At 38.8% G+C, this 15,484-nt stretch carries 10 protein-coding genes; all 10 read right to left on the reverse strand.

The features are described 5' to 3' along the window. Nucleotides 1-1,997, reverse strand: a 1,997-nt coding sequence (locus ACR2MV_RS14550; RefSeq protein WP_434022806.1) for a gliding motility protein RemB, incomplete at its 3' end; no start/stop codon positions are given. Between the two features lie 60 nt (nt 1,998-2,057). Continuing rightward, a complete protein-coding gene (locus ACR2MV_RS14555; protein WP_434022807.1) occupies nt 2,058-2,639 on the reverse strand; it encodes an acyltransferase in 582 nt (193 codons plus the stop codon). A gap of 34 nt (nt 2,640-2,673) precedes the next feature. After that, nucleotides 2,674-3,534 carry an aldehyde dehydrogenase family protein gene (locus ACR2MV_RS14560; RefSeq protein ID WP_434022809.1) on the reverse strand — a complete coding sequence of 287 codons (861 nt, stop codon included), beginning with the start codon at nt 3,532-3,534 and terminating at the stop codon, nt 2,674-2,676. A 1-nt stretch (nt 3,535) separates the two neighbouring features. Next, entirely contained in the window at nt 3,536-5,002 is a 1,467-nt protein-coding gene (locus ACR2MV_RS14565; RefSeq protein ID WP_434022810.1) for an aldehyde dehydrogenase family protein, read from the reverse strand. Between the two features lie 2 nt (nt 5,003-5,004). After that, complete coding sequence (gene deoC, locus ACR2MV_RS14570) at nt 5,005-5,901, reverse strand: deoxyribose-phosphate aldolase (RefSeq protein ID WP_434022812.1); 897 nt, start codon at nt 5,899-5,901, stop codon at nt 5,005-5,007. 100 nt (nt 5,902-6,001) lie between these two features. Then, nucleotides 6,002-6,733: an energy transducer TonB gene (locus ACR2MV_RS14575; protein ID WP_434022813.1), complete on the reverse strand. Its 732-nt coding sequence runs from the start codon at nt 6,731-6,733 to the stop codon at nt 6,002-6,004. Between the two features lie 175 nt (nt 6,734-6,908). Continuing rightward, nucleotides 6,909-7,628, reverse strand: coding sequence for an energy transducer TonB (locus ACR2MV_RS14580; RefSeq protein WP_434022814.1), 720 nt, complete (start codon nt 7,626-7,628; stop codon nt 6,909-6,911). Between the two features lie 64 nt (nt 7,629-7,692). Beyond that, nucleotides 7,693-8,085 carry a VanZ family protein gene (locus ACR2MV_RS14585; RefSeq protein ID WP_434022816.1) on the reverse strand — a complete coding sequence of 131 codons (393 nt, stop codon included), beginning with the start codon at nt 8,083-8,085 and terminating at the stop codon, nt 7,693-7,695. After that, nucleotides 8,051-8,431 (reverse strand): glycine cleavage system protein GcvH, encoded by a 381-nt coding sequence (gene gcvH, locus ACR2MV_RS14590; RefSeq protein WP_434022818.1) that lies wholly within the window; start codon nt 8,429-8,431, stop codon nt 8,051-8,053. The genes ACR2MV_RS14585 and gcvH overlap by 35 nt, the downstream gene beginning before the upstream one ends. Before the next feature lie 15 nt (nt 8,432-8,446). Continuing rightward, on the reverse strand, nt 8,447-15,466 hold the full coding sequence (gene sprA / locus ACR2MV_RS14595; protein ID WP_434022820.1) for a cell surface protein SprA: 7,020 nt from the start codon (nt 15,464-15,466) through the stop codon (nt 8,447-8,449). Between the last annotated feature and the right edge of the window lie 18 nt (nt 15,467-15,484).

Consider the following 15,484-nt stretch of genomic DNA (forward strand, 5'->3'; position numbering starts at 1 on the left):
GTATTGTTTTCAGAAATCACATTTCCTGATGGATCCGGACCCGGAGAGAAGTTTCTAAAAGTAACCCCACCGAACAATTGTAAATTCGTCACAGGGTTCACCACATAGCCTCCCTGGAAATCAGCGACAAAAATATCCGTAGAATTTCCCTGACCGACATCATTGCCTTCATCAGCAACTCTTTCGTTATAAGAGCGCCAAATATCGCCACCATAACTGGTGTCTTCACCTTCTGAAACAAAGTCAAATCCTTTTTTACCGGCAATCAATTTGGCAGTCCCAAACCAGCGATCTTTTTTGTAGCGGGCAATTCCGATCGCTTCATAAAAATTTCCTCCCCATAAATGAGTCAAAGGCTGGTTGAAATGCCCAGAGTTTAATTTAGTATCCCCATGTGCATAGGTATACGGCCTTACCCAGTTAAATTCTCCTTGCAGCATCAATCCATCTACTTTGAAAGCATTGTAATATTTAGCACCTAATTGGAAGGCAAATTTATTGCCCCAGTATCCTGTTCCGTCAAATACCCTGCTGGTTGTCATTTCATCAATTAAAAACTGGGTATAAACACTGATATTATCTTTGATTCTGTACTTCATATTAAGACCAATATTAGCATTTCCAGATCTAGATCCTCGGTTAAATTCTACAGATCTATAAAAAATAATGGGATTAAAAAAAGAAATATCAAAACCGTTAGGGCTACTTTCTTCATTGGTAATCACAGATTCAAACAGGCCTATATTAAATCGCTTGGTCACGTTCCAGCTTAAATGATGCATGGCCACGTATTTTCTGAAATTAGAATTACCAGTAATTGCGTCAGGTCTTACATCATCCATCCACATCCATAGGTTGGTGTATTTGATCTTCCAAAACGTAGTGCTGATTTTTAAGAATGGGTATGGTGAAGCAACATCGGACAAAAACATAGACCGGTAACCGTCTCCGATAAAGTTTTTACCATTCCCAAATTGAAAATTAAAGAATTTGTTTGGGGTATAGCTCAGATATGCCTCCGCAACCGGATAGTCAAAAGCATCTTCTTTAAATCGTTTGGCTCTTCCTCTGCCAGGAACCACTCCTGCACTTTCATTAGGTTTTCTTAATTCAATATAATCATTCACATACTCTGCAAACCTTCCCTGGCTTTCATAAAATGAGGTCGAAAAACTAAACTTTTCACCCAAAGAGCCTTGAATCTGTAAACCCCGTGTATTATTATAGGTATATTCTAAGTCTGAATTGTCTTTCCCCAGTTGCAGGTCAAAAACAGGATTTAAGGTGAACCAATAGTTTTTGCCTTTTACCAAAGCTAAATGTTCGTTATGTAATTTACGACCACCCCATGTTTCTCTGTTTTTTAAAAGGCTGGTTCTTTTCGCTTCTAAGTTAATATAAGGTTTCACCTCATTAAATAAATAAGGTTTAGAGGCAGTATGCGTGTTTTCATCCATATTCATATGATAAATAATATCATCATATTCCTGATGGACAAAGGGAATATTTAATTCACTTTGAAATTCTGGAAATAAGGTGTCAGCGAGATCGGGAATCGCATCATCCATACTTTTTTTATCATCAACAACAACTACTTCTTTCGTATTGTCACTTAATGGAATAGCAATTGGGAGCTGGTATCTTTCATCTATGGCACGCCCGTTATAGGTGGGGGCTTGCACAGCGGGGAGGGTTTTAAATACCCGATGCACTTCATCCTCTAATTCCTGGTACATGGCATTGACATAGAGCACTTCGAACTGTCCTTCTTTACTAACGACAAAAACAATCTTAATCGTGCCTTTGTAATCTTCATTTTCAGCGATTTCAGGCACCTTAAATTCCTCAATGACCGCTGCTTTTAATTCATCATTAAAACAAGCCATGATACCATCAAGAGGAACTTCTTCACATCCCGGATATACAGGAGGTTTACTCTCTTGAGCCTGCAAGGCAATTGATAGGCTGATCAATAAGAAAAAAAGAAAATGTCTCATATGAATTTGGTACGGTTATTAAAGCCACTGGGTTTTGACTAAAAGTAAAACGCTACAAATCTAATTTATTTTATGAACAAGCTCATTTTTTAATTGATATTTTTCATGACTTTCGGGGCAAATACCAATTCCATTTTCATCGAACTGAAGACGATGCCCAAATTCACTGATCCAACCAATTTGTTTTGATGGGTTCCCAACAACCAAAGCATATGGTTTAACTTCTTTTACGACCACAGCGCCTGCTCCTATAAATGCGAATTCACCGATATCGTTACCGCAGACAATAGTAGCGTTGGCTCCTATACTTGCACCCTTCTTAACGGTCGTTTTCATATATTCAGTTTTACGATTCACAGCACTTCGAGGGTTGATGACATTGGTAAAAACCATCGAAGGCCCCAAAAACACATCATCCTCGCAATTTACCCCGGTATAAATTGAAACATTGTTTTGAACTTTTACATTTTTTCCAAGATGGACATCAGGTGAAATCACAACATTTTGTCCAACGTTACAATTTTCTCCAAGACTGCAATTAGCCATAATATGACTAAAGTGCCAGATTTTCGTTCCTTTTCCAATGATACATGGATCATCTATAACAGCAGATTCATGCGCAAAAAAATCTTGTTTTCCCATAAAAATATGATTTAAGGCTCTTTAAAATTTAGATTTATACTTTGGTTGGATGCCAGGTGGTTTTTATTTCCTGAGTTTTTTCTATAAAATAGGGCGATTCATTTTGATCTCCCAGCCAATCCTTCTTTTTGTGAATAATTACACGTTTGATGTTTTCACTTGAAAGTTCTGAAATACCTTTAATTTCCTCCGAGTTGTTGCCGGCATAAATAATTGCATTCACATCCATATGTGAAGCCATATGGGAAAGCAATTCTTTTCGTTCTCCTGTAAGGATATTTATGACACCTGCCGGTACATCCGATGAATTCAATACTTCAGCAAAGGAAATCGAGCTTAATGGCAAGGAATTACTGGCTAATACGATCATCGTATTACCGCCCACCATAGCCGGAGCGATCACAGAGACAAGACCCAACAAGCCTTGTTCTTCCGGGGCAACAACGGAAACGACCCCCATAGGTTCTGGTGCAGAAAAATTAAAATGAGCACTGGCAACTGGATTTACAGCACTGAATAACTGTTGATACTTATCACTCCAGCCGGCATAATACACCAACCTGTCAATGGAAGCTTCAACTTCCTCTTTGGCTTTTTTTGAACTGTAACCTTGAATCGTAAGCTCAGAAACAAACTGATCCTTTCTACCTTCTAGCATTTCGGCGATCCTGTAAAGGATTTGACCTTTGTTCATGGCAGTCGCTTGTTGCCAGGAAGCCTGGGCTTTTCTTGCGGCAACTACTGCATTTCTAAAATCCTTACGTGATGCTAAACACATATTGGCCAGAAGTTGTCCTTTTTTATCATGCAACGGAAAATACCTGCCGGATTCTGTTCTTGGAAATTTACCACCAATATATAATTTATACGTCTTAAGTATGTCTATCCTGCTCATATTATTCAAATTTTACATAGGGTTTAAGGCCATGAAGACCGCCTTCTCTTCCAAAGCCACTTTCCTTATAACCACCAAATGGAGAGGTCGGATCAAATTTATTAAATGTATTGGCCCAAACGACACCCGCTTTTAAGTGCTGGGTCAGGTGAAATATCTTGGCGCCCTTTTCAGTCCAGACACCAGCAGACAATCCATATGGTGTATTATTTGCCTTTTCAATTACTTCATCGATCGTTCTAAAAGTTTGAATTGCTAAAACAGGACCAAATATCTCTTCCTGAACAATGCGATGTGATTGCGATACATTTATGAACAGTGTAGGTTTACACCAGTTTCCATTTTCCGGGATATCACAATCAGGTTGGTAAATTTCACCACCTTCATTCAAACCTATTTCAATATAATTTTCAATCGTTTGCAATTGTTTTTCAGAATTAATCGCACCGATATCTGTATTTTTATCCAAAGGATCACCGATCATTAACGAATTCATGCGTCCTTTAAGTTTTTCTATAACTGTTTTTGCTATCGATTCCTGCACAAACAAACGCGAACCTGCGCAACACACATGTCCCTGGTTAAAGAATATAGCATTGATGATACCTTCCACCGCCTGGTCAATGGCTGCATCTTCAAAAATAATATTAGCACCTTTGCCTCCTAATTCAAGCGTTAGCTTCTTGTCAGTTCCGGCAATTGCCTTTTGAATATATTTTCCGACTCCCGTAGAACCTGTAAAGGCTATTTTTTTGATATCAGGATGCTCTACAATCGCGGCTCCTGTTTCGCCTGCACCCGTCACAATATTCACAACTCCTTTGGGAAGGCCACTATCTTTGATAATTTCAGCCAGTTTTAAGGCTGTTAAAGGTGTTGTTTCAGCGGGTTTAAGTACGATGGTATTTCCAGTAGCCAAAGCAGGTGCAATCTTCCAGGCAGCCATCAATAATGGAAAATTCCATGGGATGATTTGGCCAACAATCCCTAAAGGTTTTACTTCGCGATTCGGGAAGGCATAAGAAAGTTTATCTGCCCAGCCAGCGTAATAGAAGAAATGGTTTGCAGCAAGAGGAATATCTATGTCTCTTGATTCACGAATTGGTTTTCCGCCATCCAGGCTTTCAATCACGGATAATTCTCTCGCCCTTTCCTGAATCAGTCTTGCGATTCTAAAGATATATTTTCCCCGTTCCCTGCCTGAAAGTGCAGACCATTTTTTAAAGGCTTTCCCAGCCGCTACTACTGCTTTATCTACATCTTCTGAAGAGGCTTCTGCAATTTTCGAAATAAATGTATGGTTCGCCGGATTGATTGAATCAAAATAGACTCCCTTTGAAGGAGCAACAAATTCTCCGTCGATAAAAAGATCATATTGTTTTTTAACTTCTATGTGATCGGTACTTTCCGGGGCTGGTTCATAAGCCCATGAAGCCTTAAACACTGTGCTGTCTGTTTTTTTTGTCATGTTTAATCCTTTGAAAAATAATTAGAGGATTGATAAAAACCTGTTTCAGATTTTACTAATTGCATTAGAATATCATTGGCCAAACTACTTGCTCCAAATCTAAAATAGGTCTTATTCATCCATTTTTCTCCCAATACTTCGTTGAGCATCACCAAATACTGCAAGGCAATTTTTGAAGTGGAAATCCCTCCCGCAGGTTTCATTCCGATAATAGTACCCGTTTTCAGATAAAAATCTTTAATCGCATCAAGCATTACATAGGTTACGGGCATGGTTGCCGCAGGCTGAATCTTCCCCGTAGATGTTTTTATAAAATCAGCTCCGGCATACATAGCAATTTCACTGGCTTTTCTCACATTGTCCAAAGTATCTAATTCTCCAGTTTCGAGAATAACCTTTAAGTGTGCTTTACCGCAAGCTTCCTTCACTGCAGCTATTTCATCAAATACAAAATTGTATTCTCCAGCCAAAAACTCACCTCTTGAAATCACCATATCAATTTCATCAGCTCCTTGATCAACCGCAAATTTTGTGTCTATAATTTTGGTGTTTCTGCTGGATTGCCCGCTTGGGAAGGCAGTTGCCACTGAGGCAACTTGAATCCCGGAATTTCCCAAAGCAGTTTTTGCAATCTTAACATAGGTTGGATAAACACAAATTGCGGCTACTGTAGGAATATTTTCTAATCGATCATGAAGGTGCAGCGCCTTATAGCACAATTGCTGAACCTTCCCCGGGGTGTCTTTACCTTCCAGGGTTGTCAAATCAATCATACTAAGAGCTAATTTTAAGCCTTCAACCTTGGAGGATTTTTTAATACTCCTCTTACAAAACCTGTCAACTCGTTCTTGAACACCAACAGAATCGTAAGAAGGTAAATTATTTAGATTTGGAATCATTCACGTCATTTATAAATTCAAATTTACAAATTTATACTGATACCTGCCATTAGATTCATAAAGAATAGAAGGGCTTCTTAGTCCTGTAGTTTAGGTACTTTTATTGTATGACAACAAGTGTTATTGGGAGGGTGTAGGATACCCGTACCGGTTTGGTGCGCTGTTTACCTGGGGTCATTTGCGGTAGAAGTTTCACAACGCGTACGGCTTCTTTTTCCAAACGATTGTGAGGTCCTCGTGCTCTGATATCCACGATGTCTCCTGTTTTATCAATTTTAAATTGAACATAGACTTTTTTCTTTCCCGCGGTCAAGCCAAGATCCTGTGCGATATCAGCATTAAAATGTTTGTGCACATGCTTGTTGATTTTCTCCTGTAAACAATCTCGAAGATCTTTTTTGTTCCCTTTACATCCGGGATATACCGGAGCTTCTTCAATAATGGCAAAAGGGATATCTTTTAACATTTCTTCTTCTTCAATAATCTCTTCAATATCTTCGTATTCTGTAACTTCTACAAATTCGGATTCATCAGTTTCGGTTGATTCCAATACCGTTTCTATGATATCTTCCTCATTGTTCACAATTTCAATTTTTTCAGGAGCAGGTGGAGGAGGAGGTGGAGGTTTTACTTCTAAGATCCTTTGAGTAATGGGTATTTCAATGATCTCTTCTGAATCTATGGATACTTGTTGAAGTTCTCCAACGTATCGGTCTACAGTTTTCCATTCGATCCCTATATATATTATGATCAGCGTAAGTACAAGTCCTAATTGAAAGAAGAGTTTTCTATGAGGTGATAATTGTGCCTGGGTACTTTTTTTCGCTAACATGATAGATGTGGTTTATAATACCTTCTAAGTTAGCTGATTAGTGAAAAATAAAATATGATTTTTATCATGTTTAACTAGATTCAGGATACCTGAATGGCAAGTTCACTAATCATTGGACAAAAAAAAAGACCATATAAATTTTTATATATGGTCTTTCAATGCTTTAAGGAGAGAATTACTCAACTACCAGTGTAATGGGTAGTGTATATTTTACACCTACAGGTCTTCCTCTTTGTTTACCAGGTGTCATATCAGGTAATAGCTTCACTACTCTGATCGCTTCTTTTTCTAATCTTGCGTGCGGCCCTCTGGCTCTAACGTCTGTAATTTTTCCGGTTTTGTCAATTTTAAATTGAACATAAACTCTTTTCTTTCCTGGACTCAAACCTAGATCTCCAGCCAGACCAGTATTGTATTTTCTGTTTACGTGTTTGGTAATCTTTTCAACCATACACTTTTTCTTTTCATCATTGCTTCCTTTACAACCAGGGTAAACAGGCACGTTTTCAATAATTGCAAATGGTACATCATCAATCACTTCCTCATCTTCAACGATCTCTTCAATTTCTTCCACTTCAACGGCTTCAGATTCATCTGTTTCAGTAGATTCTAACACGGTTTCTTCAATATCCGCCTCATCCTCAACTATCTCAATTTTTTCAGGTGCTGGAGGTGGTGGAGGTGGTGGTTTAATTTCTTGAATTCTTTCAGTAATTGGTATATCAATTTCTTCTTCAGCCTCAATATTCGCTAATCCCAGGTCAGAAACAGTTCTTTCAAACGTTTTCCATTCAATTCCTATGTAAATAAGAATGAGAGCCAGGGCCAAACCTAACAACATAAACTGTTTATTATGCTTTTCCAGATTCGCTTTTGGGTTCTTTTTTACTTCCATTTTCTCTTAAAATTTTTATACTGCGCTAATTTAATGAAATAATCTGCACAAAAACAAGTAATTTTTAAATTGTCCTGTACCACTTTAATAATCTTTTGAAAACCAATAAGGCTACCATAACACCTGCAGTGTTTGCCAATGCATCATAAATATCACCGGTTCTGTATGTAGTTAGTCCACTTTGTAGACCTTCAAGAATGATGCCATAAAGGATTAATGCTAAAGGTACAAAAAATTTAAACACCTTTTCGTGTATTCTGTCTTTCAAGGCGAAATACCATAATATGGTAAGTCCGAAATAAGCGATGAAGTGCAAATATTTATCAGCTGATTTTATTCCCAGTCCCATGTTTATTTTGGGTACGGCACTGAGGCTTAAAACCGCGAGAATTATAGTAGCAACAATGGCAATGAGCAGTGAATTACGCTCCAATAACTTCTTTATATCCTGCAGCATCTAATAAACCGTCGATTTCTGATTCATTACTCAATTTTATCTTGATCATCCATCCATCACCATAGGCATCAGAATTCACTTTTTCAGGAGCATCTTCCAGCATTTCATTAAATTCAATAATCTCACCACTCAATGGCATAAATAGATCCGATACTGTTTTTACAGCTTCCACACTACCAAACACCTCATTTTGATCAATACTTTCATCAACCGTTTCAACATCTACGTACACAATGTCACCAAGTTCACCTTGCGCGAAATCTGTAATGCCCACAGTTGCAATATCGCCTTCAATTTTTACCCATTCATGATCTTTAGTGAATTTTAAATTTTCTGGTATGTTCATTTTTTAAGCTTTAAATTAATTTCCTATAATATACCTTACACTAATACCTCCATTAATCGAAGTACGGGGATAGGTTGTTGATATTGCAAATTTAGAATTATTATAGTCAAAGAAAAAGGAGGTGAGTAAATTTTTATTTAAAGAGTAATCAGCAAGAAATTTAAAGGACACCAAACTCTGACCTCCGGTAATCTGATCATTATCAATTTCATCTTCAATTCCATACGCTCTCACAATGGTAAGGTTATCTCTGATACCCATGTCGAGTTTTAAATTGATATCGCCCTGAAAGGTCGTTGATCCGCCACCACTATTGGATTTAAATTTCATTTTCACATTTTTGATGCGATAGCCCATGCCCAATACAATTTCTTCACCCGAAACTTCGGTAATGGTATTGTTGTTAAAATTCAAATTCAAGGCTTTGTCTTTGTTGAAGGCAGCCCTGACTGAAAGGGAATTTTTTAATTTGAAATCGACACGAATCAAAGGGGAGAATTCTTCTATCATATTCACGCCGTTATAAAGCTTTTGAGGATTGTAGTTTCCTGCAATATCCCTGTTTACATCTTCGTAAGGATTGTCAGCATCGTATTTCAGGTTATTGGAAAATGATAAAATAGAATAAATAGAACGATAACTGTGCTCTAGAGTGAAACTTCTGAAATTTGTCTTTACCCAAGGAATGGCCATCAGGCCTTTGTAAGAAATTCTCCAGTTAGGAACCGGTGTTTTTCTAAAAGCCGTCAACTGGACTGAGTTTGCATCTTTTCCGGTGTAAGCGGCCAAAAAGGAAGGGAGAACCACATCTTGACTGGTGCCTCCAAAACCATCGATGTCTGCTCCGGTATCATCTGCAAGTCTCTGAGAAATAATGGCACGATTGTCTTTAAATTCCTGAAACAACTCACTGTTATTTTTAAAAGATGCGCCAAGCATTAGTTGAGAAATACTAAAATTTCCGACAGCATTTTGAGGTGTATTATCCAATACTCCGTTTATGACATCCAGCTGCTGGTTAAAACTTTCTGTATAGGTCCGGTTTCCAAATAATTCAATATCAAGATCACGGGTAAATTTTACATTGGCCGAATAATCGAATTTATCAAAATGAGACCTGCTGTAATTTTTTGCGTAAAAATTATCATTAGGATCTCTGGATAGTAGCCAGCCACTTGTAATGGCTTTGTCTAAAATATCAGCCTGACTACCAAAAACAAATCCAAAGGTTGGTGCCAGACTTCCGGAATAATTTGTTTGACCCAAAAAGCCAAATTCAGGCACGAAACCTGGTAAAAAAGTACCATTATTTTCCGTATACGAAAGACGGATGTTTTTCACGGAAGTTAAGATGTCCACAGCTACACGACCCACTTTCTGCCCTGTAGAGAGACCTTTTTTAGCTTTGAGTTGCTGCCCGGTTTCAGGGTCCTGTTTTACATCGACCGTCTTTCGTTTTGTGAATAATTTTGACAAACCGATATAATCGTACAATCGGTCCATATTCATATCAGCCGTTAAATTATGTGTATTGGCATTTTGGATGGTGTTTCCGATGGCATCAATCATGGTGAAGGCTGGCGCCTGCCAATCATAATCCGCCGTATAATTATAGGTTCCATTGATAAAACTCAATACTGGGAACTTATCAAAAGGAATTTTATAGGTGACATTAAAGGTTTGATGGTAATGATCAGGTCTGCCAATTCTGAAGAAGTTATCATAGAGCTGGATGTTTGCATCATCGTCAAATTCATCATAGACATAATTGTTCAAAGCCCTTAATGAAAACTGTAAGGATTTTGTGAGGTTGTATGCCACAAGGTAATCCCAGTCAAACATAAAATTTCTTTGCTGTAGCAATGGTAAATCCGGTAAACCTTCCACCAATGATCTTGACAACTGTTCATTATACGTTCTGATGATATTCGAGTTGATTGCAAATGAAGTCGGCAGCAGATTGATGTTAAAATCTTTTATAAACTGTAAATAGGCCTTGTCACTGACCAGACCCCAGGACTTAAATGGTTCTATCACCTTAGGCTGAAAACTATGTGTGTAGTTTGCAGAGGCACGAACTTTTTGATCAATAAATTTTTGAATGTTATAATCTCTGTGATAGGTTTCATTGTACAAATAGGAGAGGGATAAATTTTCTACATCATAAAAATGAGGTTTGCCACTTTGAGAGGTCCTGTTCTTTCGGACATTGATAAAATTTAAACTTTTTCTCTGGGTATAATCTCTTGCCAGGTCACTATCCGTGGATCCGTTTTGAAATAAAACATCTTGAAATCTTGGGTCGTATTTAGGATCTCTGTATTCTTCTCCAAAACTAAAGTTGATCGGAATACTCATGCTGGCCCTTCGCGGAAGTAATTGTCCGATATTGATATTGGAAACCAATCCATATTGTTTTAATTCATCCTGGCTTCTCTCATTAACCATCTGATCAAGACTTCCAAACCCAACAGTATGCATGCTACCTGTTAAAGAGATATCGGCAAAGTCAGCTAAGTTGGCGTCGGCGTTTACAATGGCTGCCCAGCTTGATTCATTGTCAAAATCTGACACACGTAATTCATTGAACCAGAGTTCCATACTTTTGGGAAGGTTGCTATTATTTTTAACACCCAGCATGATGGTCCTGATATTGGATAAGTTTGGATTTCCCTTAACCCGAATGCGGTATTCGGCAGCTTCTCCAGGTTGAGGTTGCGGATATAATTGATTTACAGGGGCACCTACTTCCAGTCTTTCAAGCTTGAGATTTCCAAAAGCTTCAATATCTGCGTCCACATTATTTTCAAAAGGCCAGATTTCCTCTGCCGTGGTTGACGTAAAAGGCGTGATTTTTAACGGTATCTCTAATTGATAATAATTATCATCGGTATCACTTCCTAGTCGAACAATTCCTATCAATTCATCATCTTTTACTTCAATATCTCCTACAATTCCTTCCGCATGAATAAACATTTTTAGCTGTTTATACATCCTAAGATCAAAGGTGGTATTCTTAAAAATAGCTCTTGTGTCTCCGGGTTGCAGATCAGTCACCTTGGCGGTTACGGATTGTTCATTTTGCTGTTGGATGGTAGTTGTTCCCTGCAAACGCTCTCTTTCAATACCGGGAGGAAGTCTGTAAGGAATCGGTTGTCTGTCTTCATTCTCTTCAATATTAACAACACCAACTTCGAATTTTTGATTTTCATCGGGTGAGATTTCCTGAGGAGGTTGAATATTGTCATCAAGTGTTTTTGTATACCTTCTCCAGTCTCCTCTGACAAGTTGTAATTCTCCAAATCGCAAAACTACAGGAATCTTGAATTTGGTCAGGAACATTCTCATAAAACGAATCGAAGTAAAACCAGCCATATCATTGATGATATTATTCGGATCTTCGGGTGTTGTAATGGGAATTCGGAACTGGTACCAGGTAGTGGTTTGTGTTGTATTGTTTGGTAAATTAACGGTTGTAACTCTTGAGTCAACAATGTAATTCTGACCGACAACAAGATCTGTTTTATCCAGAGAAACCTTGTATTGATAGTAGCTTTCAATGGCACTCATGGTTTGATCCTTATTGATATCCTCTACGTCCGGATAGGTGGTAGAAGAGGTGGGGTAGTTTTCAACAGAATTATTAATCGTAGGAGAATTCCCTTCAGTCAAACTAAAATCTTTGTACCGTGTGATGATGGAGGCATCTTCCGTGTCGTAATCCGTTCCCCTGAAATAATGAAAATTGTCAGCAGACGGGTCATCTCCAAAAACACTCCCATATTTTGTTGTCTCGTCCGCATCATTAACACCATCAAGTCCGAGATCCTGATTCAACCTGGCTTCGTCACTTTCAGGAAAGGCGTAAAGCAAAGACTGATCAGTTGGGATGGACGACCAGGGAGTCGATTCGATATTGCTTCCGGGAATTTGAATGCCGTCAATTGGAAGACCGTTTTCAAACATTTTTCGATCATCTTTTAAGATGTCTTCAGAAATGTTTCCAAAATTAAAATACAATTCTCCCTGCATATCCTGAAGGGTAGGAGGGCTCACAGGTCCGCCTTCTTCAGGTTGAATGGAGTAGTTTTCATAAGGGTCCATTAACCAGAACTGTACGTATTCAATATTGGCCTGCTGGAAGTTTGTAGTTGTCAACGCTCTTGTTACCCCAGCCCATCTGTCTTCCGGATTGATATATTTACCATCCCCCCCGAAGCCATCATCATAATTATTGGTACCTCTTTCGGCTGGAAAATATGCCAGGTCCAATGTTCTGATGATACTGGACTGCGTGACGTCCAGGTCCACCTGAGGAAAAAGTTCACTGTAATTTACCTGTCTCACTTCAGCTCTTGACAACTCATCAGAGTCAATATTTGGCGGTCGTAACGAAGATCCGTAGAATATTTGGTCAATATTATACCATGAAAATTTAGATCGTTCCGCTCCTGTTAACAGTTCAGGAGGAAGCCCAGCTGCAACGTTTCCATTGGTAAAATCAAGATCACCACTCTGCCCCAGCGGGGTACTGGCCGTAAACCATTGCTTTGGCGATTTAATATCTAAGGGTATCTGAGCGCCTTCAAAATCATCGATGTAAGAAGTCGCAGCTCCTTCCAAATCAATTCCTTTTGGCGTACCTGGAATTAAATAGGCTAGTTCAGATCTGACAGAAACGTAGGATGGTACATCCGTATTTATATTGGGAAGGGCATTGGCCCATTTCGTCAACTTTGGTACTTCAGTTCTATAGGTGAGATAGGCTCCAATAATCGTATTATTGACCGGTTCTGCTCCAAATTGAGCTTTTTGAGTTAATGGCTTTTCATTGAGGTTGATGATGTTACCACCCACGGCAAGTTTATCGCTAAAGACATGTAATACATCCACACCCATGTACCTTCTTCTCTGCTGATTGAATCCTATGTTGTTTTCAACATCTACCTGGATAGGAGCATCAGAAGCAATCAGTGTCGGGTTGATGATCTGAACATTTCCAATATTATAATCAACCACATAATCTACACCTTCCACCAGTTCTCTTCCACCAGTGGTAACTTTTACAGATCCTCTGGGAACATTAAAGGCACCTAAAGGGATGCCACTTTTTCCATCAGATTTAAAATACCCCTTAAAGGAGTATTTATCTTTTTGTTGAAAATCATTTTGAGCCTCCGCCTGGGTTCTGTCATACAATTCCCTGAAAATATAGACTTCATCTTCAGGAACAAGAATGTCGTCCAGATCTTCTCCAAAAGGTTCAATCGAAGGGAAGATGAAATAACCGTTTGGTGAATCGATGGTAATGCCTTCTACATAATCAAAAAAACCGTCTCCCTCAGGTTTGTTATTATTGTTCTGATCGAGTCGGTCGAGATTTAACAGGTTAAGAAGGGTTCGGTCATTCACCCCCGGGGTCTGTGCATTTTGTAAGATGTTCACTGGTTCTCCCGTACTGTCATCGTAGTAAAGAAGCTCCAATCTAAAGCCCTCACTTTGTAACTGAAAAGCCCCTGGAATTTCATACACGTTTTTCATCAAAAGATCAAACATGGGTATGTTGGGATTGATGATCTCTGACCGCAGCATTTTTACCACAAGATTATCAGGAGCAATCACCCCTGCGTCCGTAAATTCACCAACTCGATGAACTTCAGTACCATCAGAATATTCATAGGCAACGGCCAGTACATCACTATCTACCAACCTTCTGTTCAGAGTTATAAAACCCAGTTGTGCATTCATTGTGAAATCCACACCTTGAACAAGCTTAATCGCATTTTCGAGAATGGTATAATCCCTGCCTTGTGACATGGCATATGGTGATAAGGCACTACCTACGGTAGAAATGTCTCTGATCGGGCCATTCAAGGTCAAAAGATTGTTTAGATCATTGGCCTCATTTGAAGGGTCCTGGGCGCCAGGAATGGCAGTTACATTGGCAGGGCCAATATTGTTTGGATCGTTTTCAGCGAGATCAGCCAGCGCTACAATATTTCTGGTTCCTGTCGTGGTGGCGTTCCTGTTGGTTACCCAAATCTCTATTCGGGTAATGTTTATGGTACTATTGATCAAAGGAAAATTTGACAAGGCATCGTTGTATTTATCTCTGAATGCATGTGCTATAAAAAAGTGACGGTTGTTGTCATAATTACTCGCCTTAAAGTCGAATTCGTTCAAAACAGCTCCCCCTTGTGCCGAAACACTTCTCGTTTGCGATCGTTGCTGAGAAAAAATACCTGTCACGGTCGTTTTTCCAAACTGCAATTCCATTTTGGCTCCAAAAAGGTTTTGGGCACCAGAAACCAGTGAGTTTCTAATGGGCATGGAGACATTACCCACTTCAATTTTTCGAATAATATCATCTTCGGTCGGTGTGTATTCCAACTTGACCATATTCTGAAAATTAAAGGTCGACTGGGTGTCAAAATTCGCCAGTACCCTCAATCGGGTTCCTATTCTTGCATTTAAGCTGGCATTAATTTCCTGATCAAAATCAAAAGTGGTGCTTTGTCGATTGTTTTCAGAAAGCTGCGGATTTTCAACACGTTGGTAAATCAAACCCATTTTAACCAGAATCGAACCCTGGACATTCACATCAATATTGTTTCCTCCAAAGACACTTTCAAAAAAGTTGGAATTTACATAGTAAGTGGGTAAAAGGTTTTTCTGTACGTCATCAGCTCCTTTGGTCTTGCCGCTAATGGCGTTTATCTTGTCTTTAGAATACTCCAGCATATCACGCTGCAGGCGGTAATCCTTGTATTCTTCAGCGGTCATTTGTGTAGGATATTTGATGTAATAGTCGCCTATTTTTTCCATCAAAATATAGTTCCCGGTTTTGGGATCGTAAATGACTTCAAGTTCTTTGTTATCGTTCAGAAATAAGCTCCCGCTCTGGTTGCTGTTAAAAGAATATGGAAGTGGTTGAATTGTGTCGTTTCTGGCTGAAGTTGTTGATTGACCGCTAGTTACTGAATTATTCTCCGAATTTATTTGAGCCGAGGCAAAAGTCGTGCTTAATAAAAGCACAATTAATATAATAGGGAG

The sequence above is a fragment of the Lutimonas sp. genome, from assembly GCF_051011215.1.
GTDB lineage: Bacteria > Bacteroidota > Bacteroidia > Flavobacteriales > Flavobacteriaceae > Lutimonas.